We start from the raw sequence: 24,990 nt of genomic DNA, 5'->3' as shown, positions 1-24,990 counted from the left end.
TGGGACGGTGGTGGCGGCCGGCCCCGCGGTCACACTCCGGGGGACTCCGTGCCGCCCGCGGTGCCGGGGGCTGTGGGTTCGCTGGTGAGCGGCGCCACCGAGGTCAGGGGCGGCTCGCTGGTGAGGGGGGTCGCCGACGTCAGGGGCGGCTCGCTGGTCAGGGGGGTCGCCGACGTCAGGGGCGGCTCGCTGGTCAGGGGTGCGGCGTGGGCGAGGAACGGCTCGCTGGTGAGCGGGGCCTGTTTCAGCTCGGGTATGTCGAGGGCGTGGGGGGCGATGGTGGTCACGGGGGTTCTCCCGGTTTCGTCGAGAACAGGTGGAACGACAGAGCCCTACCCACCGCACCCCGTTTTACCGGCGGAAGTTGGCGAAGCGGTGCCACCTCGCCGGAAGACCCCCGGGCAAACCCGACACTTCGGCCACGCGCATTGACACCCCTGCCGGACGGGTGGTGGGCTCGTGACCCACTCGTGACCCAGAGGCGGCGTCACCCACAGGAGAGAGGGGCCCCGTGCACCTCGGACGCAGGAAGCGGACCGCGACCGCCGTGGCCGCCGCGGTGATCGGCGGACTCCTCGGCAGCGGCCTCACCGGCGCCGCCCAGGCCGCCCCGGTCTCCCCCGTCACCACCCCCGACGTACCGCAGAGCCCGGCCGGACCCGACGTCTGGCCGCGCCCGCAGTCGCTGCGGGCCGCCGGTCCCGCCGTGCCGCTGGGCGACGAGGTGACCCTCCTCACGGACGCCGACGCCGACCCGTACGCCGTCGCCGCGCTCCGCGAGGTGCTGCGGGCGGCGGGGGTACGGACCGTCCACACGTCCCTGCCGGGCGGCGGGACCGTGATCCGCGCGGGCTCGGCCGCCTCCCAGGAGGCCCTGCGGGCGTTGCGCGTCGCCGAGCGGGCCGATCTGCCGCGCGGCGGCTACCGGCTCGCGACGGGCCGCGTGCAGGGCCGGAACACCGTCGCCCTGGACGGAGTCGGCGAGGACGGCCTGTTCCACGCCGTACAGACCCTGCGTCAGCTGATCGACGGCGCGCCGGAGGACGAGCGGCAGATCCCCGGCGTCGTCGTCCGCGACTGGCCCGGCACCGCCGTGCGCGGCCTGACCGAGGGCTTCTACGGCCGCCCCTGGAGCCAGGAACAGCGCCTCGCCCAGCTCGACTTCATGGGCCGCACCAAGCAGAACCGCTACCTCTACGCACCCGGTGACGATCCGTACCGTCAGGTCCAGTGGCGCGACCCCTACCCCGCCGAGCAGCGCGCGGAGTTCCGGGCGCTCGCCGAGCGGGCCCGCGCCAACCATGTGACGCTCGCCTGGGCCGTGTCCCCCGCCCAGTCCATGTGTCTCGCCTCGGGCGACGACGTGAAGGCGCTCACCCGCAAGATCGACGCGATGTGGGCCCTGGGGGTGCGCTCCTTCCAGCTCCAGTTCCAGGACGTCAGCTACAGCGAGTGGCACTGCTCGAAGGACGCGGACACCTTCGGGCGCGGGCCGGAGGCCGCGGCGACCGCCCACGCGCGCGTGGCGAGCGAGGTGGCCCGTCACCTGGCCGCCCGGTACCCGGACGCGCCGCCGCTCACGCTGATGCCGACGGAGTACTACCAGGACGGCGCGACCACCTACCGCACCGCGCTCGCCGCGGCGCTGGACGACCGGGTGCAGGTCGCCTGGACCGGCGTGGGCGCCGTTCCTCGCACGATCACCGGGGGTGATCTGGCGGGCGCCCGGAACGCCATGGACCACCCGCTGGTCACCATGGACAACTACCCGGTCAACGACTACGCCCAGGACCGGCTCTTCCTCGGACCCTCCATGGGCCGCGAGCCGGCCGTGGCGGCCGGCTCGGCCGCGTTCCTCGCCAACGCCATGGAGCAGGCCGCCGTCTCCCGGATCCCGCTCTTCACCGCCGCGGACTACGCCTGGAACCCGCGGGGTTACCGGCCGCAGGAGTCCTGGCGGGCGGCCGTCGACGAACTGGCGGGACCGAACCCCGCCGCCCGCGAGGCGCTGCGGGCTCTGGCCGGCAACGGCGCCTCCTCGATCCTCGACCCTGCGGGCGAGTCTGCGTACCTCAAGCCGCTGATGACCTCGTTCTGGAACAGCCGTACGGCCCAGGACGGGGCCGTACGGGAGAAGGCCGGGCGCGAACTGCGCGCGGCGTTCACCGTGATGCGGGAGGCTCCCCGGCGGCTCGCCGCGACGGCCGGCGGCACCCTGGACGACGAGGTCGGCCCCTGGCTGGAGCAGCTGTCCCGCTACGGCCTCGCGGGCGAGACGGCGGTCGACATGGTGCTCGCCCAGGCCCGTGGTGACGGCGCGGCGGCCTGGCAGTCCCAGCTGCAGCTGGAGTCGCTGCGCGAGTCCCTGAAGGGGAGCGAGGTGACCGTGGGCAAGGGCGTCCTCGACGCCTTCCTCACGCGCGCGGTGACGGAGTCGGCGGCCTGGACGGGCGCGGACCGCGAGCGCCGCGCCGGCCGCACGGCGGACCGGGAGCGGGACGCGTACACCGTCCGGCTCGACCGTTCGCGGCCCGTGGAGGCGGTGACGGTGATGACGGAGCCGGGCTCGGGCGAGTCGGCGCGCGTGGAGGCGTACGTCCCCGGCGAGGGCTGGCGGTCGCTGGGCCCGGTCTCCCCGACCGGCTGGACGCAGACGGACGTGAAGGGGCTGCGCGCGGACGCGGTACGGATCGTGTGGAACGGCGCGGACGGACGGGGCGACCCGCGGGTGCGCTCGCTGGTGCCGTGGTTCGCGGACGAGCCGCCCGCCGAGCTCGTGCTGGCCCGTGCGGAGCTCGACGCCGAGATCGGCGGGCCCGCGGGGCGGGTGGACGTACGGCTGGTGGGCCGGAGCACCGACGAGGTGCGCGGGGCGCTGACGGCGCGGGCGCCGAAGGGGATCGAGGTACGGCTCCCCAAGGAGGCGCGGGTGCCGCGCGGCACGCGCGCGACGGTGCCGCTGGAGGTGTCGGTCGCGCCGGACGTGCCCGCGGGCTCGTACCAGGTGCCGGTGTCCTTCGCGGGCGAGGAACGGACGCTGACGGTCCGCGCCTTCCCGCGCACGGCGGGCCCGGACCTGGCGCGTACGGCGACGGCCTCGTCCTCCGGTGACGAGACCCCCGACTTCCCCGCCGTCTCGGCCCTGGACGGCGACCCGGCCACCCGCTGGTCCTCCCCCGCCGAGGACGGCGCGTGGTGGCAGCTGGAGCTGGCGAGCCCGGCCCGGATAGGGCAGGTGGTCCTGCACTGGCAGGACGCGTACGCGTCGCGTTACCGCATCCAGGTCTCCGCCGACGGCCGCAACTGGCGTACCGCGGCGACCGTCGCCGAGGGCCGGGGCGGCCGCGAGAGCGTCCGCATGGACGCGGCGGACACCCGCTTCCTGCGGGTGCAGGGCGACAGGCGGGCGACGCAGTACGGCTACTCGCTCTGGTCCGTGGAGACCTACGCGGTGGCCCCGCCGGAGGAACCCGTCACGCCGGGGCCGCCCGAGGGGACGGCCGGGACGGCAGGGACGCCCGGGGAACCGGGGCAGCCCGAGCAGCCCGAACAGCCGGAACAGCCCACGGACGAGTAGGGGGCGCCCTCACCGGCGCGCCCCCCGTACGACGATGGCCGGGGTACGACGAAGGCCCGGCTCAACCCGTCTTCACGGCCCCCGTGGGGGCGGTGGAGACGGCGTCGATCCGGGCCATCACGTCGTCCGCGCCGTACGGCTGCAGATAGGGCAGCCAGCGGGGGTCCCGGTGTCCGGTCCCGATGATCCGCCAGGCCAGACCGCTCGGCGGGGCGGGTTGATGGCGCAGGCGCCAGCCCAGGTCGTGCAGGTGGCGGTCGGCCTTGACGTGGTTGCAGCGGCGGCATGCCGCCACGACGTTCTCCCAGGCGTGCGTGCCCCCGCGGCTGCGCGGAATGACGTGGTCGACGCTGGTTGCGACGCCACCGCAGTACATGCAACGCCCTCCGTCTCGGGCGAAGAGGGCTCGGCGGGTCAGAGGAACGGGCCCCCGGTAGGGGACCCGCACGAACCGCTTCAGCCTGACCACACTGGGTGCGGGGATGACGCGGGTCTCGCTGTGCAGGAAGGCGCCGGACTCCTCGAGGCAGAGTGCCTTGTTCTCGAGGACGAGGACGAGCGCGCGGCGGAGCGGTACGACGCCGAGGGGCTCGTACGACGCGTTGAGGACCAGGACATGCGGCACGGATGCCTCCTAATACGCCGGCGGCGCGTGGCTCGCGCCGGGACGAACTGCTCTCAGTCTCTCCTCATGCCTGGTCGGAGCGCCACCACGTACCGGTAACGGGCTTGAAGTGTTCTCGACCACATCGGCATCGTCTCTCCGTACATCCCCGCGTGAGGTCGGTCTCTCCCTCGAACAGGGCATCAGGAGTACACCCGGTGCCCCGTTAGTGTGGATGCTCCGCGTACGCCACGCCTGGAGGTTCTACGTGTCCTGGTCCGCCCTGTCGACCGCCGACGATCCGCAGAAGGTCCCCGTCACTCTCGACGAGGCCGCGGAGAAGGCGACGAACGCCGCGGGCTGGGTGGAGGAGAACTGGTCCACCTGGCTGAACACCGGCCTGCGCATCCTCCTCATCCTGGTCGTCGCCCTGTTGCTGCGGATGGCGATCCGCCGCGCCCTGACGAAGCTGATAGAGCGGATGAACCGGTCCGCCCAGGCGGTGGAGGGCACGGCGCTCGGCGGACTCCTCGTCAACGCCGAGCGGCGGCGGCAGCGCTCGGAGGCGATCGGCTCGGTGCTGCGCTCGGTGGCGTCGTTCGTGATCCTGGGCACGGCGGGGCTGATGATCCTCGGCGCCTTCCAGATCGATCTGGCGCCGCTGCTCGCCTCCGCAGGTGTCGCCGGTGTCGCGATCGGCTTCGGCGCCCGGAACCTGGTCACGGACTTCCTCTCCGGTGTCTTCATGATCCTGGAGGACCAGTACGGGGTCGGTGACTCGGTGGACGCGGGCGTGGCCTCCGGCGAGGTCATAGAGGTCGGTCTGCGTGTGACGAAGCTGCGCGGTGTCGACGGGGAGATCTGGTACGTCCGCAACGGCGAGATCAAGCGGATCGGCAACCTCAGCCAGGGCTGGGCGACCGCGGCGGTCGACGTGACGGTCCGCCCGACGGAGGACCTGGACCGGGTGCAGTCGGTGATCGACGAGGCCACGGCGTCCATGGCGAAGGACGAGCCCTGGAACGAGCGGCTCTGGGGCCCGGTGGAGGTCCTCGGTCTGACCGAGGTGCTCCTCGACTCCATGACCGTCCGGGTCTCGGCGAAGACGATGCCGGGCAAGGCCCTGGGCGTCGAGCGCGAGCTGCGGTGGCGGATCAAGCGCGCGCTGGACGCGGCCGGCATCCGGATCGTCGGCGGCGTCCCGGCCCCGGCGGAGGAGTCTGCGGCGGACCCGACGGCGGGTATGGCGGCCCCCTCGGTCTTCGCCTCGCCGACGTCCCCGCAGGGCGCGGCGGCGAGCCCGCTGCCGAGGCCGGACCTCGGCAAGTAGCACCCGTCACACCATGTGACACGCCACGCACGCACACCGTGCATGAACGACGCCCCCGCAGGTAACGCTTTGGTTGCCTTCGGGGGCGTCGTGCGTGCGCGGGTATTGACGCCCCGGTGACGGTCGTCCTACGGTCCTCCCACCCAATAGGAAACTTTCCTAACAGTGAGAAGGGCGGGTGTACCCGACATGGCCGGTACGACCCCGGGTACCCCCGGCACCCCACGAGTGCTGCGGGCCATGAACGACCGCGCGGCCCTCGATCTCCTCCTGGAGCACGGGGCCCTCTCCCGCACCCGGATCGGCAAGCTCACCGGCCTGTCCAAGCCGACCGCCTCCCAGCTGCTCGCCCGCCTCGAAGCCGCCGGGCTCGTCGTCGCCACCGGGACCACCGCGGGCCGGCCGGGACCCAGCGCACAGCTGTACGCGGTCAACGCCCGGGCCGCCTTCGCCGCCGGGCTCGACGTGACCCCGCGGCTCATCCGCGCCGCCGTCGCCGACATCAGCGGCCAGGTCGTCGGCGAGTTCGAGCTCCCCACCCCGGGCCGCGCGGCCGACGACGTCGTCCGGCAGGTCACCACCGCCCTCGACGGCGCCGCCAAGGACGCCGGGATCACCCGGGGCGAGGTGCACCGGCTCGTGATCGGCACCCCGGGCGCCTTCGACCCGGCCACCGGACGCCTGCGGTACGCCTCCCACCTGCCCGGCTGGCACTCCCCCACGCTCCTGGAGGAACTGGCGGCCGCGCTCCCGATGCCGTTCGAGTACGAGAACGACGTCAACCTGGTGGCCGTCGCCGAGCAGCGCCTCGGCGCCGCCCGGGGCCACGAGGACTTCGTGCTGCTCTGGAACGAGGAGGGCCTCGGCGCCGCCCTCGTGCTCGGCGGCAGGCTCCACCGGGGTTTCACCGGCGGCGCCGGCGAGGTCGGCTTCCTCCCCGTGCCCGGCACCCCGCTCGTCCGGCAGGTCACCAAGGCCAACTCCGGCGGCTTCCAGGAGCTGGCCGGCGTCCAGGCCGTGCCCCGGATCGCGCGGACCCTGGGCATCGAGACCACCGAGCACCCCTACGTGCCCACCGCGTCCGGGCTCCTCGCCCACGCCGCCGCGCACCACGGCGACGACCCGCGGTACGCGGCGCTCCTCGACCGGTACGCCGAGCGCCTCGCCACCGGTCTCGCCTCCCTCGTCGCCGTACTCGATCCCGAGGTCGTCGTCCTCTCCGGTGCGGCGATCGCCCCCGGCGGGGAGCCCCTGCGCGAGCGCGTCCAGTCCGAGCTGGCCGAGCTCGCCGCCTCCCGGCCACGGCTCGTCCTCGGAGGCGTGGACCGGCACCCCGTCCTGCGCGGGGCCCTGGAGAGCGCGCTCGCCACCACGCGCGACGAGGTCTTCGACACGTCCCGGTAGACCACGGGCCGGGCCGCGGACGCGCCACGGGCCCCCGGCCACCGAGCACTTCAGCACCGTCGGCACCGCCCGCACTGCACGCACCGCCCGCACTGCACGCACCGCCCGCACTGACTGCCTCTCCCGCACCTCCTGCGTCGCCCGCACCGCCCGCAGTCCTCATTCCCCCGTCGACCCCTCCGCCACAGGGAGCTCCGTCATGCCCGTACGCCCGCGCAGAGCCGCCGTCGCGCTCGCCGCCACCGCCTCGATCGCCCTTCTCGCCTCGGCCTGTACGGGCTCGGCGGACAACAAGGCGAGCGACGACCCGAACGCCGAGACCACGATCACCTTCTGGCACGGCTGGTCGGCGCCCTCCGAGGTCAAGGCGATCCAGGACAACGTCGACCGCTTCGAGAAGGCCCACCCGAACATCAAGGTGAAGGTCGTCGGCAACATCAACGACGACAAGCTAAGCCAGGCGCTGCGCGCGGGCGGCTCCAACGGTCCTGACGTGGCCGCCTCCTTCACCACGTCCAACGTCGGCAAGTTCTGCCACTCCGGCGCGCTGGCGGACCTGAAGCCCTTCCTGGAGAAGGACAAGGTCGACCTCGACAAGACCTTCTCGAAGGTCCTCCAGGACTACACCCAGTTCGAGGGAAGGCGCTGCTCGCTGCCGCTGCTCTCCGACGCGTACGGGCTCTACTACAACAAGGATGCCTTCAAGGCCGCCGGCATCACCGCCCCGCCGAAGACCTGGTCGGAGTTCTCCGAGGTCGCCAAGAAGCTGACCAAGGAGAAGGGCGACAGCTACGAGCAGCTCGGCTTCATGCCGAACTACCTCGGCTACGAGACCGTCCCGAGCCACTACATGTCGCAGTGGGACCACACGTACTTCGACGAGAGCGGCACGTCGAACCTCGCCAAGGACCCCGGCTTCGCCGAGATGCTGACGTACCAGAAGTCGCTGGTCGACGACCTGGGCGGGTTCGCGAAGCTGGACCGTTACCGCACCACCTTCGGTGACGAGTGGGGCGCCAAGCACCCCTTCCACACCGGTCAGGTCGCCATGCAGCTGGACGGCGAGTGGCGGCTGAACTTCATCAAGGACGCCAAGGTCGACTTCGAGGTCGGTGTCGCGCCGCTGCCGGTCGCCGACGACGAGGTGGCCGAGTACGGCAAGGGCTACCTCTCCGGCACGATCATCGGCATCGCGCCGCAGAGCAAGAAGCAGAACGCGGCCTGGGAACTGGTCAAGTACATGACCATGGACACCGAGGCGGTGGTGAACTTCGCCAACGGCATCGGCAACGTCCCCTCCACCCTGGAGGCTCTGAAGTCCCCGAACCTGAAGGTCGACGAGCGCTTCAAGGTCTTCCTGGACATCGCCCAGCACCCCGAGTCCTCCACCTCGGACGGCGCGGTGAACGGCTCCACGTACCAGGACACCTTCCAGGACTTCGCCCAGAAGTACGAGAAGGGCCAGGTCAAGGACCTGAAGAAGGGCCTGGAGGAGACGGCGGCCCAGATCGACCGCGACATCGCCCAGGCGAAGTAAGACCCGGGACCGGTACCTCATGTCCACCGACTCCCTCGCAGCGCGTCGGGCGGCGCTGCGGTCGAAGCGCGTGCGCGGCGCGCTCCGTACCGCGGCGTTCATGTCGCCCTGGCTGATCGGCTTCAGCGTCTTCTTCGCGTACCCGCTCGTCTCGACCGTCTACTTCTCGCTGATGAAGTACGACGGCCTCAACCCGCCGACCTGGCGGGGCCTGGACAACTGGGCGTACGTCTTCTCCGATCTGCCGAAGTTCTGGCCGGCGATGCAGAACACCCTGTGGCTGGCGGTCGTCATGGTCGCCTGCCGGGTGGTGTTCGGCCTCGGCATCGGCCTGCTCGTCACCAGGATCAAGACCGGTGCCGGGGTCTTCCGCACCCTGTTCTACCTGCCGTACCTGGCCCCGCCGGTGGCCGCGACGCTGGCCTTCGTCTTCCTGCTCAACCCGGGCACGGGGCCGGTCAACTCGCTCCTGGAGGCCGTCGGGATCCCCGCGCCCTCCTGGTTCAACGACACCGCCTGGGCCAAGCCGGCGCTGACCGTCCTCGCCGTGTGGGGCGTCGGGGACCTCATGGTCATCTTCATGGCCGCGCTGCTCGACGTGCCGAAGGAGCAGTACGAGGCGGCGGAGCTGGACGGGGCCTCGGCCTGGCAGCGGTTCCGCTACGTCACCCTGCCGAACATCGCGCCGATCGTCCTCTTCGCGGTCGTCACCGGGATCATCGGCGCGATGCAGTACTACACCCAGCCGATCGTGGCGGCGAAGGTCGCCTCCGGGGTGATGGGCGGGTCGGGCCAGACCTTCGAGCCGGGTTATCCGGACGACTCCACCCTGACCCTGCCGCAGCTGGTCTACAACCTCGGCTTCGGCCGCTTCGACTACGGCGCGGCCAGCGTCGTGGCCCTCGTCCTGTTCGCCCTCTCCATGGCCTTCACGGCGCTGCTCATGCGCCGGCGGGGCGGCCTGATCGGCTCGGGTGACTGACCATGACCTCCGTATCCACGCTCGACCGACCCGCGCGCGAGGCGTCCCCGGACGCCGCCCGGACGACAGTCCGCCGCAAGGCACTCCTCCACTGGATCGCCGTGCACTCCCTCGGGGTGGCCGCGGCCCTGTTCTTCGTGCTGCCGTTCGTCTTCGTCCTCCTGACGTCCCTGATGAGCGACCAGCAGGCGCTCACCCGCGACCTCACGCCGAACTCCTGGCACTGGGACAACTACGTCCGGGTCTTCGAGACCCCCGGCTTCCTGTCCTGGTGGAAGAACTCCCTGCTGTACGCGGGGCTCGGCACCGCGCTCGTGGTGGTGTCCTCGATCCCGGTGGCGTACGCGCTCGCCAAGTTCCGCTTCCGGGGCCGGCATCTGTCGCTGCTGCTCGTCATCTCGATGATGATGCTGCCGCCGCAGGTGATCATCATTCCGATGTACCTGTTCTGGGCCAAGCAGATGGACCTCTCGGGCACGCTGTGGCCGCTGATCATCCCGATGGCCTTCGGTGACGCCTTCGCGATCTTCCTGCTGCGCCAGTTCCTGCTGACGATCCCGAACGAGTACATCGAGGCCGCGAGGATCGACGGCTGCGGCGAACTGCGCACCCTGCTCAAGGTCGTGCTCCCGATGGCGAAGCCCGGCATCGCCGCCGTGGCGCTGTTCCAGTTCTTCTACTGCTGGAACGACTACTTCGGACCGCAGATCTACACCTCCGACAACCCGGCGGCGTACACGCTGAGCTACGGCCTGGAGTCCTTCAAGGGCGCGCACCACACCGACTGGAATCTGACCATGGCCGCGACCGTCCTGGTCATGGCCCCTGTGATCCTCGTCTTCTTCTTCGCCCAGAAGGCGTTCGTCGAGGGAGTCACACTGACCGGAGTGAAGGGCTAGCCGAAGAATGAAGCTCGCTGTCGTGGGGGGCGGCTCCACCTACACCCCCGAACTGATCGACGGATTCGCGCGGTTGCGCGACACCTTGCCCGTCACCGAACTCGTCCTCGTCGATCCGGCCGCCGACCGGCTAGAACTGGTCGGCGGGCTCGCCCGGCGGATCTTCGCCAAGCAGGCCCACGAGGGGAAGATCGTCACCACCTCCGACGTCGACGCCGGGGTGGAGGGCGCGGACGCCGTGCTGCTCCAGCTGCGGGTCGGCGGCCAGGCGGCCAGGAACCAGGACGAGACCTGGCCGCTGGAGTGCGGCTGTGTGGGCCAGGAGACCACCGGCGCCGGCGGTCTCGCGAAGGCGCTGCGCACCGTGCCGGTGGTCCTGGACATCGCCGAGCGGGTCCGGCGCACCAACCCGGACGCCTGGATCATCGACTTCACCAACCCCGTCGGCATCGTCACGCGCGCGCTGCTCCAGGCCGGCCACAAGGCCGTGGGGCTCTGCAACGTGGCCATCGGCTTCCAGCGGAAGTTCGCGCAGCTGCTGGACGTGACCCCGGCCGAGATCCACCTCGACCACGTCGGGCTCAACCATCTGACCTGGGAGACCGCCGTCAGGCTGGGCGGCCCGGAGGGCGAGAACGTGCTGCCCCGGCTGCTCGCCGAGCACGGTGACACGCTCGCCGACGATCTGCACCTGCCGCGCCTGGTCATGGACCGCTTCGGCGTCGTCCCCTCGTACTACCTGCGCTACTTCTACGCGCACGACGAGGTAGTACGGGAGCTGGGCACCAAGCCCTCGCGGGCCGCCGAGGTCGCCGCGATGGAGAAGGAGCTCCTGGAGATGTACGGGGACCCGGCGCTCGACGAGAAGCCGGCGCTGCTCGCCAAGCGGGGCGGGGCCTTCTACTCGGAGGCGGCCGTGGACCTCGCCGCGTCCCTGCTGGGCGGGGGAGGTTCTCCGTACCAGGTCGTGAACGCGTACAACAACGGCACGCTGCCGTTCCTCGCCGACGACGCCGTGATCGAGGTGCAGGCGGCGGTGGGGCCGAACGGTGCGACGCCGCTGCCGGTGGCGCCGCTCGACCCGCTGTACGCCGGGCTGATCTCCCATGTGACCGCGTACGAGGAGCTGGCTCTGGAGGCGGCGCTGCACGGTGGCCGCGACCGGGTGTTCAAGGCGCTGCTCGCGCACCCGCTGGTCGGGCAGTACGAGTACGCCGACGGCCTCACCGACCGGCTGATCGCCCACAACCGGGAGCACCTCGCGTGGGCGTGAACGCGGCGTTCCTGGCGATCGACGCGGGCAACAGCAAGACGGACGTGGCGATCGTGGGGGCGGACGGGGCCGTGCTCGGCTCGGCGCGCGGCGGCGGGTTCCAGCCGCCCGTGGTCGGCGTCGAGGCGGCCCTGGACGTCCTGGCGGAGGCGGTGGGACGGGCGGCCGCCCCGACGGGCCTCCCCTTGCAGTTCACACATGTCTCCGCCTGTCTCGCCAACGCCGATCTCCCGGTGGAGGAGGCGGAGTTGAAGGAGGGCCTGGAGGCGAGGGGCTGGAGCCGGTCGGTACGGGTGCACAACGACACGTTCGCCGTGCTGCGCGCCGGGCTCGACGAGCCGCGCGGTGTCGCCGTGGTGTGCGGGGCGGGGATCAACTGCGTCGGGATGCTGCCGGACGGGCGGACGGCCCGCTTCCCCGCGCTCGGGAAGATCTCTGGCGACTGGGGCGGCGGCAGCGGGCTCGCCGAGGAGGCGCTGTGGTTCGCCGCCCGCGCGGAGGACGGGCGGGGCGAACCGACTTCGCTGGCCCGGGAGTTGCCCGCGCACTTCGGACTGCCGACCATGTACGCGCTGATCGAGGCGCTGCACCTGGGACGCATCGCCTTCGAGCGGCGGCACGAGCTGACGCCGGTGCTGTTCCGTACGAGCGCCGGGGGCGACGCGGTCGCCCGCTCGCTGGTGCGGCGGCTGGCCGAGGAGGTCGTGGCGCTGTCGACGGTCGCGCTCGGCCGGCTCGGGCTGCTCGACGAGGAGGCTCCCGTGATGCTGGGCGGCAGCGTGCTGGCCGCGCGCCATCCCGAACTGGACGGACTGATCGCCGAACTCCTCGCGGTGAAGGCGCCGAAGGCCGTGGTCGGGGTGGTCACCGCGCCGCCGGTGCTGGGCGCGGCACTGCTCGCCCTGGACGAGGTGGCGGCGGCACCGGAGGCCGCGGCGCGGCTGCGGCTCCACTACGCCTGAGGTTCCGCCCGGACTGAAGCCGCGCGGCCGGTCGAAGCCGCGGACGGGCTGCGGGGCGCCTCCCTGACGGGGGCGCCCCGTCGCTGTTTCACCCGTTCGTGGCGGGCCCGCACTGGAACCGATTTCGGCCGGGAGGCGTATTCATAGCAGGGGGTTCGCCTACGGGGGTGGCGCGAGATGGGGCACGATAGGAACAAGATCCAGTCAATCCTGGTGTGCGGGTGGGGCCCCTGAGGCCATACTGCTGGCCGGGAACGTCGGACCGAGGGGGAGGCCACGTTGACACACCCGCCGAATGCGCCCGCCGCCTCGGCGCCGGGGACCACACCCGTGCACCCGGGTCCTGGTGTGCCCGCGCAGGCGTCGCCGCCGTCCGGCGCTCCCGTGTCCGCGTCCTCCCTCGCGCCGTCACCGGCCGGGGCACCCGCCGGGCGCGGGCCCTGGGACGAGATCCGGGTGCGGATGCGCCGCGCGGCGACGACCGAGCCGGGCCGCCTCCAGATCCTCGGTGCCGTACTGGCCCTGCTGGTCGTCGCGTTCGGCGCCGTCACCGCGTACGAGGTCTCCGACCGGGCCGGCTCCGCCGACGACGTGGTGAGTCGCAGCCAGCCCCTGAGCGCCGACGCGGCCGACATCTACCGCTCGCTCGCCGACGCCGACACGGCCGCGGCCAGCGCCTTCCTGTCCAAGGAGCGGGATCCCGCCGATCTCCAGAAGCGATACACGGACGACATCACCACCGCGTCCCGTCTCCTGGTCAAGGCGGCGGCGAGCACCGGCGGTTCGTCGCAGTCCGCGCGCGAGATCACCACCCTCAACGAACAACTCCCGCGCTACACCGGCCTGATCGAACGGGCGCGTGCCGCCAACCGGCAGGGCCTGCCGCTCGGCGGCGCCTATCTGCGGTACGCGAACCAGTTGATGACCACCCAGCTGCTGCCCGCGGCCGAGCGGCTGTACGAGGCCGAGACCGCGCGGCTCCAGCAGGACGACGAGGACGCCCGCGACTGGCCGTTCCTCTCCCTGGCCCTCGGGGTCGCCGCCCTCGCCGTCCTGGTCTGGGCGCAGCGCCGGACCTACGCGCGGACGAACCGGGTGTTCAACCAGGGGCTGCTCGCCGCGACCGCCGCCTCCGTGATCGTGCTGCTCTGGCTCGCGGCGGCCCACACCGTCGCCCGCGCGGGCCTGAACGACGCCCGTGAGCACGGGCAGAGCTCGCTCCAGGTCCTCAACGCCGCCCGGATCAGCTCCCTGAAGGCGCGGGCCAACGAGAACCTGACGCTGGTCGCCCGGGGAGCGGTCCTCACCGACGACGGCAAGAACGACAAGTACGAGACCGACTACACCACGAGCATGGAGTCGCTGACGACCGCGCTCGCCGAGGCCCGCGAGCTGGCCGACGACGACGCCGGCCGCGATCCGCTCGCCGCCGCGGCGGACCGTACGGCCGACTGGCGGGAGCGCCACAAGGACGCCCGGGACAAGGACGACGCGGGCAACTACGAGGGCGCGCGGACCAGTGTCGTCGGACCGGGCGCCTCCACGGGGCAGTCCTTCGACCAGGTCGACGCGGCCCTGAAGCAGGCCCTGGACCACGAGCAGAGCGAGTTCACCCAGGCCGCCGAGAGCGGCCGGGGTGCGCTCACCGCCCTCCCGCTGGGTGCGGCCGCGCTCGGAATCCTGGGCGCGGCGGGCGCCGTCATGGGCATCAACCGCAGGCTGTCGGAGTACCGGTGAGAGGGGGCGGGATGCGGAACGGCGTCGACGGCGCGAGGAAGCGCGGCCCGGCCCGGCTCCTCGGCGGGCGTCCCCTGGGGCGGCTGCGCGGCTGGGGCGGTGTCGGGGCGATGGCGGTGGCCTGTGGGCTGACCGCGTCGCTGACCCTGCTGCCGCTGACCCACAGCGCGAACGGCGCCCCGGTCTCCCCCTCGGTGACCGGGCCTGGCGTCGGTGCCGGTGTGCAGGTCAAGGCTGACGCCTGCCGGAACCCCGAGGCGTCGCTCACCCCGTCCACCGCCGACGGCCCGGCCGTGGAGGCGATCAAGGCGCGCGGGAAGCTCGTCGTCGGCGTCGACCAGAACAGCTTCAACTGGGGGTACTTCAACCCCGAGACCAGGGAGCTGGAGGGGTTCGACATCGCGCTGGCCAAGGCGATCGCCAAGGACCTGCTGGGCAGCGAGGACGCGATCATCTTCCGCACGATCCCCACCAACCAGCGGATCGCGGCCCTGGACAGCGGGAAGGTCGACCTCGTCGTCCGCACGATGACGATCAACTGCAAGCGGATCGAGCAGGTCGCCTTCTCCACGGCATACTTCCAGGCCGGCCAGCAGGTCCTCGCGCCCAAGGACTCGACCGGGATCACCGGGTACGACTCCTCGCTCAGCGGCAAGCGGGTCTGCACGGCGGAGGGCTCCACTGCCTACGAGGCCCTGGAGGACAACTCCTTCGGCGCCACGTTCAAGGACGAGGGCGACGGCACCGAGCGGGACAAGGACCGCTTCACCGTCCCGAACCAACTGGACTGCCTGGCCCGGCTCCAGATGGGCGAGGTCGACGCCGTCGTCACCGACAACGCGCTGGCGGCGGGGCAGGCCGCGCAGGACCCGGCCGTCGAGCTCAAGGGCCGGCCGTTCACCACCGAGTACTACGGAGTCGCCGCCAAGCTCGGCAACGACGACCTGGTCCGCCGGGTCAACCAGGTCCTGGTGCAGTACCGCCAGGGCGCCTGGACGGCGGCGTACGACAAGTGGCTGAAGGCGGACCTGCCCGGGATATCCGGGCCGCCCGCACCCATGTACAAGTAGAGCGAGAGGTGATCGATGGGCGTCGCGGGCACCCCCGGGCCGGTGATGGACCGGGACGAGGTGGACCGTGCGCTGGCGCGGCTCGGCGCGGAGCACAAGGCGATCGAGGACTCGCTGCTGGCGCTCCAGGACCACGCGGGCCGCAGGCTGCTCGAAGGCGCCGAGCTGACCGGGACCACCCGGGACCGCTGGCAGTCCACCGAGCGGACGATCACCCTGCTCTGGACCTGCTTCGACGCGTACACGGACGCCCTGCACGACGCCCGTGAGCTCCGGGCACGAAGGCGCTGGGCCAGCCGTGAGGACCTGGTGGAGCTGACCGAGCGGCTGCGCGGCGAGAGCGTGCTCGTCGCGGGCGGGGCGCAGGAGCAGGCCCTGCTCTCCGAGCGGTTCACCCTGGAGGCGCTCGTACGGCGGATGAACGAGCTGTACGCCTCCTCGCTCGACATGGTCGTGACCGCCGACGCCGTCTGGTCCGCGCTGCCCGCCCGGATAGACCTCCTCGCCGCCGAGCTCGGACGGACGCGCTCGCTCGCGCACTCCGTGGGGGTACGGCCCGGGGAGCATCCGGCGGGCGACGAGCTGGAGGAGATCACCGCCGAGCTGACCGCGCTGCGCACCCAGGTCGTCACCGACCCGCTGGCCTTCTGGCGGCCCGCCGCCGGGAGTTCGGCGCCGGGCGGCGGAAGGCCGGACACCGAGCGGTACGACCGGGCGGCCCGCGCACTGGAGGACATCCGGCGGGAGATCGAGGCGGTCCTCGCGGTCCGGCAGGACTCCGAGGAGCGGCTGCTGAGGCTGCGGGACGTCCTCTCTCGCGCCGACCGGACGCTCTCCGAGGCCCGTGCGGCACGCGGCGAGGTCCTCGCCAAGATCGCCGCCTCCGAGGTGCCGGCGGTCAGCGGCCCGCCGACGGTCCTCCAGGAACGTCTCTCGACGGCCGCCGAGTACCGCAGACACGCCCAGTGGCACCGGCTCTCGCCGCTCCTGGAGTCCCTGGAGCAGGAGGCCGAGGACGAACTGCAGCGCGCCCGAGCGTCCTTGACCGCCGTCACCGCGCCGCTCGCGGTCCGCGCCGAGCTGCGCGGCCGGCTCGACGCGTACAAGGCGAAGGTGGCCCGGCTCGGCGCGGCGGAGGATCCACTGCTGATCGAGCGGTACGACGCGGCGCGCCGGATGCTGTGGAGCGCGCCCTGCGACCTGCGCGTCGCCGAGCAGGCGGTCCTGCGCTACCAGCAGGCCGCGGCGGAGGTCCTGTCCGGGCCCCGAGATGCCAGGGGGAGTCAGTGGTGAGCACCTGTCAGCGTCCCTCGTGCGAGGGATCGTACGAGGACATGGGCGGCGGCGAGCTGTACTGCGACACCTGCGGGCTCGCGCCGGTCGTCGCCGCGGGCGGAATGCTCCAGGCCAATCCGACCGGGATGGCGGTGCCCGGCAAGGGGTCGGCCTCGTCCCGTTCGAGCTCGCGCGCCTCGTCGCGCAGCTCCTCGCGCTCCTCCCGCTCGTCCACGTCCCGCCGTTCGGTCTCCGGGCGCCTGTCGCGCTCCCTGTCGGCCGGCAGCAGCGGCCGTTCGGTGTCGGTGCGCAGCTCGGGCTCGTCGACCGCCCAGTCCGGGCGGAACCGGCTGGGCGCCGGGTTGGTCGCGATCCCCGAGGTGCCGCGCCCCGACCCGCGCGCCGCGGTCATGGAGAACCCCGAGGTTCCCGAGCGGAAGCGATTCTGCTCGCGCTCGGACTGCGGTGCTCCGGTGGGCCGTTCGCGCGGTGACCGGCCGGGCCGTACGGAGGGCTTCTGCACCAAGTGCGGCCACCCGTACTCCTTCGTGCCGAAGCTGCGCGGGGGGGACGTCGTGCACGGGCAGTACGAGGTAGCGGGCTGTCTCGCGCACGGCGGCCTCGGCTGGATCTACCTCGCCGTCGACCGGGCGGTATCCGACCGGTGGGTCGTCCTCAAGGGCCTGCTGGACACGGGCGACCAGGACGCGATGGCGGCGGCGATCTCCGAGCGCCGCTTCCTCGCCGAGATCGAGCACTCCAACATCGTCCGGATCTACAACTTCGTCGAGCACCTCGACGCCCGTACCGGCTCCCTCGACGGCTACATCGTCATGGAGTACGTCGGCGGCAAGGCGCTCAAGGAGATCGCGAACGACCGCCGCACGCCGGACGGCCGGCGCGATCCGCTGCCGGTCGAGCAGGCCTGCGCGTACGGGATCGAGGCCCTGGAGGCGCTCGGCCACCTGCACAGCCGGAACCTGCTGTACTGCGACTTCAAGGTCGACAACGCGATCCAGAGCGAGGACCAGCTCAAGCTGATCGACATGGGCGCGGTCCGGCGGATGGACGACGACGAGTCCGCGATCTACGGCACGGTGGGCTACCAGGCGCCGGAGGTGGCCGAGGTCGGCCCGTCGGTGGCGAGCGACCTGTACACGGTGGCGCGCACGCTCGCCGTGCTGACCTTCGACTTCCAGGGGTACACGAACGTCTTCGTCGACTCGCTGCCCGACCCGGAGCACATCGAGGTCTTCCGGACGTACGAGTCGTTCTACCGTCTCCTGGTCCGCGCGACGGACCCCGACCCGGCCCGCCGTTTCGCCTCCGCGCAGGAGATGGCGGAGCAGCTGACGGGCGTCCTGCGCGAGGTCGTCGCCCTCCAGTCGGGCCGTCCGCGCCCGGCCCTGTCGACCCTGTTCGGCACCGAACTGCGGGTCACGGACACGGAGTTGTTCGCCGAGCTGACGGAGGACGTCTCCCTCCTCGGCGCCCGGCAGCCGGCGCGTGGGCGGAGGCGCGGCGTGGCGGGGGGCGGCGCGGCACAGCCCGTCGCGGCGGTCCCCGCGCAGGGCGCCCCGCTTCCCGTACCGGCCGGACCGGCCCCCGCGCATGCGCCGGGCGGGGCGTTTCTCGCGGCGCTCGACGGACGGGCCGCTTCGCTCGCGCTGCCCGTGCCGCGGGTGGATCCCGGGGACCCCAACGCGGGATTCCTCGCGGGCCTGATGGCCTCCGCCCCGGCCGAGCTGATCAGCGCCCTGGGGCATGCGCCCGCGCCCTCCCTGGAGTTGCGGCTGCGCGAGCTGCGGGCCCTCCTGGAGATGGCCGACCTCGGCTCCGCCGGGCGCGCCCTCGCCACGCTCGAGGAGGAGCACCCGGACGACTGGCGGGTCGTCTGGTACCGCGGCGTCGCCTCTCTGGTGACCGGCGACCACGCGCACGCGGCGCTGGCCTTCGACGCGGTCTACGACGCGTTCCCCGGTGAGCCCGCGCCCAAGCTGGCGCTGGGCATCTGCGCCGAGGTGCTCGGCCAGCTGGACAACGCCGCCGAGTACTACCGCCTGGTGTGGGCGACCGACCCGAGCTACGTGAGCGCCGCGTTCGGGCTCGCCCGGGTGCGCCTCGCGGCCGGTGACCGTACCGGAGCCGTACGGACCCTGGAGTCGGTACCGGAGGCGTCCATCCACTACACGGCCGCGCGGGTCGCGGCCGTGCGGGCGCGGCTGCGGCGGCGTGCGGCGCACGAACCGCTCGGCGCGGACCTGACGGCGGCCGCGGCACAGGTCTCGGAGCTCCAGGACTTCGGTCTGGACGCGGTGCGCCGCGAGCGGTTGTCGACGGAGGTCCTCGGTTCGGCGCTCGACTGGGTACTCTCCGGGAGTCCCGGTACTGCTCCGGGCGGGGCACGGCTGCTCGGCAGCGAACTGGACGAGCGCGGACTGCGCTTCGGCCTCGAACGCTCGTACCGGGTGCTCGCCCGGCTCGCTCAGCGGGGCGAGGAGAGGATCGAACTGGTGGAGCGGGCCAACCGTTTCCGCCCCCGGACGTGGGTGTGAGTATGTCCCAGAAGCCCCAGCACGAATTCTCCGCCTGCCCTGGCTGCGCGGAGCCGCTGGAGTCGGGTGACCGGTTCTGCGGGGCGTGCGGCTACGACCTCGCGGCCGTCCCGGCCGCGGCCCCGGAGCCGGACCGTCCGACGGTGGCGATCGGTACGCCGGTGAACTGGCCCGAGCCCCCTCCGCGCGAGCCGGGCTCCCTCTCGACGGCCACACAGCACCCGGGTGACCTTCCGGGCACGGACTCGGGCGGCCGCGACCTGCCGACGCTGGCGGTCCGCACGGACGGTCCGCCCAGGCCTGAAGCCTCGGGAGCGCCCGGTGCACCCGCGCCGGGCGGCGTGCCCGGCACGAGCGGCGCGAACGCCACTCCGGGCGTCCCCTCAGCGCCGGTCACGCCTGCGGCCCCCGCGCCCGTCCCGTCCGCCGCGCCTGTCAGTGGGGTCGCGGCGCTCGCCGCCGAGGCCGCGGTCAGTCCGGAGCAGCCCGTCTCCACCCCCGAGGGGGACTTCACCCTCGCCGCGCCCGACCCCCGCGCCGCCGCGCAGCTCGCCACCCCGCCCGCCGGGACCAAGCTGTGCGTCGCCTGCCGGGCCGGGGCCGTGGACGCCGACGGGTACTGCGAGAACTGCGGGCACGCCCAGCCGCGCGAGCGCGACCACATGGAGCAGGAGCTCTCCACCGTCGCCGCCGTCAGCGACCGCGGACTGCGCCACCACCGCAACGAGGACGCGTTCGCGGTCTCGGCCACCGCCCTGCCCGACGGCTCCCCCGCCTCCCTGGCGATCGTCTGCGACGGCGTCTCCTCCGCGACCCGCCCCGACGAGGCTTCCGCGGCCGCCGCCCGGGCGGCCGGGCAGTCGCTGCTCTCCGCCCTGCCCCGCGGCACCCACCCGCAGCAGGCGATGCACGAGGCGATCGTCGCCGCCTCCGAGGCGGTCAACTCCCTCGCCGAGGAGCCCGGCCAGGACGGCATGGAGCACGATCAGCACCGCCACCAGAACGCCCCGGCCTGCACCATCGTCGGCGCGATCATCGCCGACGGACTGCTGATCGTCGGCTGGGTCGGCGACAGCCGCGCCTACTGGGTGCCGGACGACCGCACGTCCCCGCCCGCCCGCCTCACCCAGGACGACTCCTGGGCCGCTCAGATGGTCGCGACGGGCCTGATGAACGAGGCGGAGGCGTACGCCGACGCGCGCGCCCACGCCATCACCGGCTGGCTCGGCGCCGACGCGTACGAACTGGAGCCGCACACCGCCGCGTTCAAGCCCGACCGCCCCGGGGTGGTCGTGGTCTGCACCGACGGGCTCTGGAACTACGCCGAGGCCGCCGACGACATGGCCCGGGTCGTGCCCGCCGACGCCGCGGGGCGCCCGCTGCACGGGGCCCAGGTGCTGGTCGGGCACGCCCTGGACGGCGGGGGCCACGACAACGTAACAGTGGCCCTGCTGCCGTTCTCCCCCTCGCCGCAAGGGGCAGGATCGGCCTGAGCGGTCGCCGGCGCCCTGCCTCTTTCACCCTTCACGCTTGTCTGTCGAGGAGCCTCAACCCATGGCGAACTTCTCCAAGTCGAACGTGCCGCAGTTCTCGGTGGACGTGTACCAGAACGAGTTCCTGCCGGAGGGCGGCCGCGAGGTCAACGCCATCGTCACGGTCACCTCGACCGGCGGCGGTACGAGCGGCCGCGCGGCGCCGAGCGGTTCCGACGCGGACGCGGGCGTGGTGATCATGGTCGACTGCTCCGGTTCGATGGAGTACCCGCCGACGAAGATGCGCGGCGCCCGTGATGCCACGGCCGCCGCCATCGACGCCCTGCGCGACGGCACCTCCTTCGCCGTCGTCGCCGGTACGCACGTGGCCAAGGAGGTCTACCCGGGCGACGGCCGGCTCGCCGTCGCAGGACCGGCGACCCGTGGCCAGGCCAAGGACGCACTGCGCCGGCTGAGCGCGGGCGGGGGTACGGCGATCGGCACCTGGCTGCGTCTCGCGGACCGGCTGCTCGGCTCCGCCGACGTGTCGATCCGGCACGGCATCCTGCTCACCGACGGGCGCAACGAGCACGAGTCGCCCGAGGACCTGCGGGCCGCGCTCGACGCGTGCGCGGGCCGCTTCACGTGTGACGCACGTGGTGTCGGTACGGACTGGGAGGTCAAGGAGGTCACCGGCATCGCCTCGGCGCTGCTCGGCACGGCCGACATCGTGGCCGATCCGCAGGGGCTCACGGCGGACTTCACGGCGATGATGGAGAACACCATGGGCAAGGAGGTCGCGGATGTCGCGCTCCGTCTGTGGACTCCGGTCGGCGTGGAGATCGGATTCGTGAAGCAGGTCGCGCCGACCGTCGAGGAGCTGACCGCGCGCCGTACGGAGGCGACCGCGCGGGCCGGGGACTACCCGACCGGATCGTGGGGCGACGAGTCCCGCGACTACCACGTGTGCGTACGGGTTCCCCAGGCCGGAATCGGCCAGGAGATGCTCGCCGCCCGGGTCTCGCTGATCGTCCCCGATCCGCTGGGCGACGCCCCGAAGACGCTCGGCCAGGGGCTGGTACGGGCCGTGTGGACGGACGACATGGCGATGTCGACGTCGATCAACCCCCAGGTCGCGCACTACACCGGCCAGGCCGAGTTGGCGCAGGTCATCCAGCAGGGACTGGACGCCCGCAAGTCCGGCGACCACGACGGGGCGACGGCGAAACTGGGGCGCGCGGTGCAGTTGGCGGCCGCGTCCGGCAACGAGGACACTGCGAAACTGCTTTCGAAGGTGGTGGACGTCGTCGACGCGGCGACGGGTACTGTGCGTTTGAAGGCGAAGGTCGCGGATGCGGACGAGATGACTCTCGAGACCCGCTCCACCAAGACCGTTCGCGTCAAGAAGTAGCCCGGCCACGGGCCGGACGACGAGAGGGGGAAGCACCGACATGCCGACCTGCCCGAACGGACACCAGTCGGTCTCCGACGACTGGTGCGAGGTCTGCGGCCACCGCATGACCGGGGCGGGTGCGCCGGCGGGTGCCGTACCGCCGCCTCCCCCGCCGCCGCCCGCGTACGGCTATCCCGGGCCCGGAGGCCCCGGCGGTCATCCCGGTGGTCCCCCCGGCCCCCCGCCCGGGGGCTACGACCCGAACGCGACCGCCCAGGCGGAGCTCTGCCCCCAGTGCCGCACCCCGCGCGAGGCCATGGCCCCGTTCTGCGAGGAGTGCCGCTGGAACTTCCTGACCAACACCGCGACCTCGTACACGCCGGTCGCGCCGCCCTCGCCGCAGCAGAGCCCGCCTCCGGGCCTCAACCTGCCTCCGGGCTTCCAGTCGCCGCCGCGGCCGCCGCAGCCCCAGCAGCCGGATCCGTACGAGTACCAGGGCTCGCGGCCCTCGCAGATGAACCGGCCGGCCGAGCCGCTCTCCGCCGACCCGACGCACCACCAGGCGCCGCCGCAGCGCCCGCCGGCCCCGCAGCAGCCGCAACAGCAGCCGCCACAGGGGTTCCAGCAGGGCCCGCCGCAGCCTCCGCCGTCCTTCTTCCAGGCACCGCCGCCGGGCGCACCGCCCGCGCAGCAGGGCCCGCCCGCGCCTCCGGCCGCGCCGCAGCGGCAGTCGCCGCCCGGTGGGGGCGGCGACGACTGGCTGCTGCCCCCGCCCTCGCAGCCGCAGGCTCCGCCGCAGCAGCATCACCAGCCGCAGGCGCCTCAGCAGGCGCACCAGCCGCACCAGCCCCAGCAGCAGTACCAGCCGCCGCGGCCCGCAGCGGGCTGGTCGGCGTACATCGGGCCGGACCGCGAGTACTTCCTGGCGATGATGCAGCGCAGCGGCCCGGAGGCGACGGGCCTGAACCTGCCCGCGTACTCCCCCGAGAAGCACCTGCCGCTCCAGGGCAACCAGATCAGCATCGGCCGCCGCCGGCACTCCACCGGCGAATCCCCGGACATCGACCTGTCGGTGCCGCCGGAGGACCCGGGTGTCTCGCACCAGCACGCCGTGCTGGTGCAGCAGCCGGACGGCTCGTGGGCGGTGGTGGACCAGAACTCCACCAACGGCACCACGATCAACGGCGCGGAGGAACCGATTCAGCCCTACGTGCCGGTCCAGCTCCAGGACGGCGACCGGGTGCACGTCGGCGCCTGGACGACGATCACGATCAGGCACGGCTAGCGCGGACATCGGATCAGGGATTTCGGATCACGGATATTGGATCCAAGATCCGATATCCCTGATCCAGGATCCGATATCCGCTCAGCCGCTCAGCCGCTCAGCCGCTCGGCAGTGACCAGGCGTACGGCCCCTCCGGGTCGTCCAGCCAGGCCCACTGCCGGCCGCCGCTCACCGTCACCCCGAAGCGCTCCCGCTCCGGCTGCCTCTCGCGCTGCCAGAGCGCGAGCGCTTCGCGCGCGTCGAGGGTCGCCTCCACCAGCGTGCGCAGGAACTGGAAGCGTTCGTCGTCGAACACGTGCCGGGGCAGCCCCATCGGCCGCCCGCGCGGGAAGCGGGCGTTTCCTCCGCGCAGAGCGACGAAGTACGCGGACGTGGCCAGGAATCGCCCCTCGGCGTGCGACGCGTCACGGACCCGCAGCCGGAGCAGCCCGGTGGAGAGCGGCGCGAGGACGACGGCGTCTGGGCGGCACTGCGCGAGCCAGGCGTACGGGATCGACGGCAGCGTGCAGGTCGCGATGATCCGGTCGAAGGGAGCGCGCCCGGTGCAGCCTCGGGCCCCGTCGCCGGTGATCACGGTTGGCCGGTGTCCGGCGGCGGCGAGATGGGCCCGGGCGGACTCGGTGATCTCCTCGTCGATGTCGACGGTGGTGACGTGCTCCGCGCCGAGCCGGTGGCTGAGCAGGGCGGCGTTGTAGCCGGTGCCGGCGCCGATCTCCAGGACGTCGTGCCCGTCCCGTACGTCCAGCGCCTCCAGCATCTCGGCCATCAGGGAGGGCTGGCTGGAGGAGGTGACGAGTTCGCCGTCCCGTACCCGGGTGGCCAGCGGTGCGTCCCGGTACGCCCCGCGCAGCCAGCGGGTGCGCCGTGCGGGATCGGGGTCGCCGGACCAGAGACGTTCGTAGCCGCCGATCCCGGAGACGTAGTAGTAGGGGACGAAGAGATGCCGGGGTACGTCCGAGAAGGCCGCGCGCCAGGCGGGGTCGCCCAGCGCGCCGTACGCCTCGATCTCCCGCACCAGCGCCCGTCGCGCCCGCGCACCGTCCTCGGCGAACTCGTCCCGCTGAGCGCCCATGCCTCCACTGTCCTGCGCGCGCGGTGGGGAGGCGAGTGGTCCTGGACCTCCGGTCCTCGGTCCGGCCATCTGAGACGATGGAACGGTGATGGAGATTCCGCGCGGCACACTTCAGGAGCAGACCTTCTACGAGCAGGTGGGTGGCGAGGAGACCTTCCGACGTCTCGTCCGCCGCTTCTACCAGGGAGTCGCGGAGGACCCGCTGCTGCGCCCCATGTACCCCGAGGAGGACCTCGGCCCGGCTGAGGAGCGCCTCGTGCTCTTCCTGATCCAGTACTGGGGCGGCCCCCGCACGTACAGCGACAACCGCGGCCATCCGCGTCTGCGAATGCGGCACGCTCCGTTCGCGGTGGACAAGGCGGCCCACGACGCCTGGCTGAAGCACATGCGCGCGGCGGTGGACGAGCTCGGTCTGGCGCCGGAGCACGAGAGCCAGCTGTGGAAGTACCTGACCTACGCGGCGGCATCGATGGTGAACACCGCGGAGTGACGTAGCGCCGCGGAGTGACACGGCACCACGGAGTGACCGAGCACCGTGGATCGACGTATTCCGGAGCGTGACC

19 protein-coding genes are annotated in these 24,990 nt (G+C 72.7%); 16 read left to right on the top strand and 3 right to left on the bottom strand.

The window, feature by feature from the left end:
* Positions 1-29: 29 nt before the first annotated feature.
* Positions 30-287, bottom strand: coding sequence for a hypothetical protein (locus tag ACZ3OF_RS05190; RefSeq protein WP_467302937.1), 258 nt, complete (start codon positions 285-287; stop codon positions 30-32).
* A gap of 224 nt (positions 288-511) precedes the next feature.
* Here ACZ3OF_RS05190 and ACZ3OF_RS05185 point away from each other — a divergent pair, with 224 nt between their 5' ends.
* The gene (locus tag ACZ3OF_RS05185) at positions 512-3,577 is read left to right on the top strand and encodes a beta-N-acetylglucosaminidase domain-containing protein (protein ID WP_361678436.1); all 3,066 of its coding nucleotides are present in this window, start codon (positions 512-514) and stop codon (positions 3,575-3,577) included.
* 61 nt (positions 3,578-3,638) lie between these two features.
* Here the strand turns inward: ACZ3OF_RS05185 and ACZ3OF_RS05180 are convergent, their stop codons facing one another.
* On the bottom strand, positions 3,639-4,202 hold the full coding sequence (locus ACZ3OF_RS05180; RefSeq protein ID WP_315893268.1) for an HNH endonuclease: 564 nt from the start codon (positions 4,200-4,202) through the stop codon (positions 3,639-3,641).
* Positions 4,203-4,449: 247 nt separating this feature from the next.
* On the opposite strand from ACZ3OF_RS05180, the gene ACZ3OF_RS05175 reads away from it, so the two are divergent.
* From ACZ3OF_RS05175 to ACZ3OF_RS05110, 14 genes are all read left to right on the top strand, one after another.
* Positions 4,450-5,511, top strand: a complete 1,062-nt coding sequence (locus ACZ3OF_RS05175) for a mechanosensitive ion channel family protein (protein WP_361678433.1) — start codon at positions 4,450-4,452, stop codon at positions 5,509-5,511.
* A 189-nt stretch (positions 5,512-5,700) separates the two neighbouring features.
* Positions 5,701-6,915, top strand: coding sequence for an ROK family transcriptional regulator (locus ACZ3OF_RS05170; RefSeq protein WP_361678430.1), 1,215 nt, complete (start codon positions 5,701-5,703; stop codon positions 6,913-6,915).
* A gap of 199 nt (positions 6,916-7,114) precedes the next feature.
* On the top strand, positions 7,115-8,452 hold the full coding sequence (locus tag ACZ3OF_RS05165) for an ABC transporter substrate-binding protein (protein WP_361678427.1): 1,338 nt from the start codon (positions 7,115-7,117) through the stop codon (positions 8,450-8,452).
* A 19-nt stretch (positions 8,453-8,471) separates the two neighbouring features.
* Positions 8,472-9,434: a carbohydrate ABC transporter permease gene (locus ACZ3OF_RS05160; protein WP_361678425.1), complete on the top strand. Its 963-nt coding sequence runs from the start codon at positions 8,472-8,474 to the stop codon at positions 9,432-9,434.
* Between the two features lie 2 nt (positions 9,435-9,436).
* Positions 9,437-10,333: a carbohydrate ABC transporter permease gene (locus tag ACZ3OF_RS05155; RefSeq protein ID WP_361678422.1), complete on the top strand. Its 897-nt coding sequence runs from the start codon at positions 9,437-9,439 to the stop codon at positions 10,331-10,333.
* A 7-nt stretch (positions 10,334-10,340) separates the two neighbouring features.
* On the top strand, positions 10,341-11,606 hold the full coding sequence (locus tag ACZ3OF_RS05150) for a 6-phospho-beta-glucosidase (protein WP_467302928.1): 1,266 nt from the start codon (positions 10,341-10,343) through the stop codon (positions 11,604-11,606).
* Positions 11,597-12,568, top strand: coding sequence for an N-acetylglucosamine kinase (locus ACZ3OF_RS05145; protein WP_361678416.1), 972 nt, complete (start codon positions 11,597-11,599; stop codon positions 12,566-12,568). Before ACZ3OF_RS05150 ends, ACZ3OF_RS05145 begins: the two co-directional genes overlap by 10 nt.
* A 279-nt stretch (positions 12,569-12,847) precedes the next feature.
* The gene (locus tag ACZ3OF_RS05140) at positions 12,848-14,305 is read left to right on the top strand and encodes a hypothetical protein (protein WP_467302925.1); all 1,458 of its coding nucleotides are present in this window, start codon (positions 12,848-12,850) and stop codon (positions 14,303-14,305) included.
* A gap of 11 nt (positions 14,306-14,316) precedes the next feature.
* Entirely contained in the window at positions 14,317-15,375 is a 1,059-nt protein-coding gene (locus ACZ3OF_RS05135) for a glutamate ABC transporter substrate-binding protein (RefSeq protein ID WP_361678413.1), read from the top strand.
* 15 nt (positions 15,376-15,390) lie between these two features.
* Positions 15,391-16,668 carry a coiled-coil domain-containing protein gene (locus ACZ3OF_RS05130; protein ID WP_361678410.1) on the top strand — a complete coding sequence of 426 codons (1,278 nt, stop codon included), beginning with the start codon at positions 15,391-15,393 and terminating at the stop codon, positions 16,666-16,668.
* Between the two features lie 41 nt (positions 16,669-16,709).
* Complete coding sequence (locus tag ACZ3OF_RS05125) at positions 16,710-19,205, top strand: serine/threonine-protein kinase (RefSeq protein WP_361678573.1); 2,496 nt, start codon at positions 16,710-16,712, stop codon at positions 19,203-19,205.
* Positions 19,206-19,207: 2 nt separating this feature from the next.
* Complete coding sequence (locus tag ACZ3OF_RS05120; RefSeq protein ID WP_361678407.1) at positions 19,208-20,698, top strand: PP2C family protein-serine/threonine phosphatase; 1,491 nt, start codon at positions 19,208-19,210, stop codon at positions 20,696-20,698.
* 61 nt (positions 20,699-20,759) lie between these two features.
* Entirely contained in the window at positions 20,760-22,088 is a 1,329-nt protein-coding gene (locus tag ACZ3OF_RS05115; RefSeq protein ID WP_361678404.1) for a vWA domain-containing protein, read from the top strand.
* A 40-nt stretch (positions 22,089-22,128) separates the two neighbouring features.
* On the top strand, positions 22,129-23,355 hold the full coding sequence (locus tag ACZ3OF_RS05110; RefSeq protein ID WP_467302921.1) for an FHA domain-containing protein: 1,227 nt from the start codon (positions 22,129-22,131) through the stop codon (positions 23,353-23,355).
* A gap of 97 nt (positions 23,356-23,452) precedes the next feature.
* On the opposite strand, the gene ACZ3OF_RS05105 is transcribed toward ACZ3OF_RS05110, so the two are convergent.
* Complete coding sequence (locus ACZ3OF_RS05105; protein ID WP_361678398.1) at positions 23,453-24,427, bottom strand: methyltransferase domain-containing protein; 975 nt, start codon at positions 24,425-24,427, stop codon at positions 23,453-23,455.
* Between the two features lie 88 nt (positions 24,428-24,515).
* On the opposite strand from ACZ3OF_RS05105, the gene ACZ3OF_RS05100 reads away from it, so the two are divergent.
* Positions 24,516-24,917, top strand: a complete 402-nt coding sequence (locus ACZ3OF_RS05100) for a globin (RefSeq protein WP_361435087.1) — start codon at positions 24,516-24,518, stop codon at positions 24,915-24,917.
* Positions 24,918-24,990 lie beyond the last annotated feature (73 nt).

It is taken from the genome of Streptomyces sp. NPDC022552 (assembly GCF_055561875.1).
The sequence above is the reverse complement of the archived record's forward strand: the minus strand, read 5'-3'. Positions and strand labels throughout refer to the sequence as shown.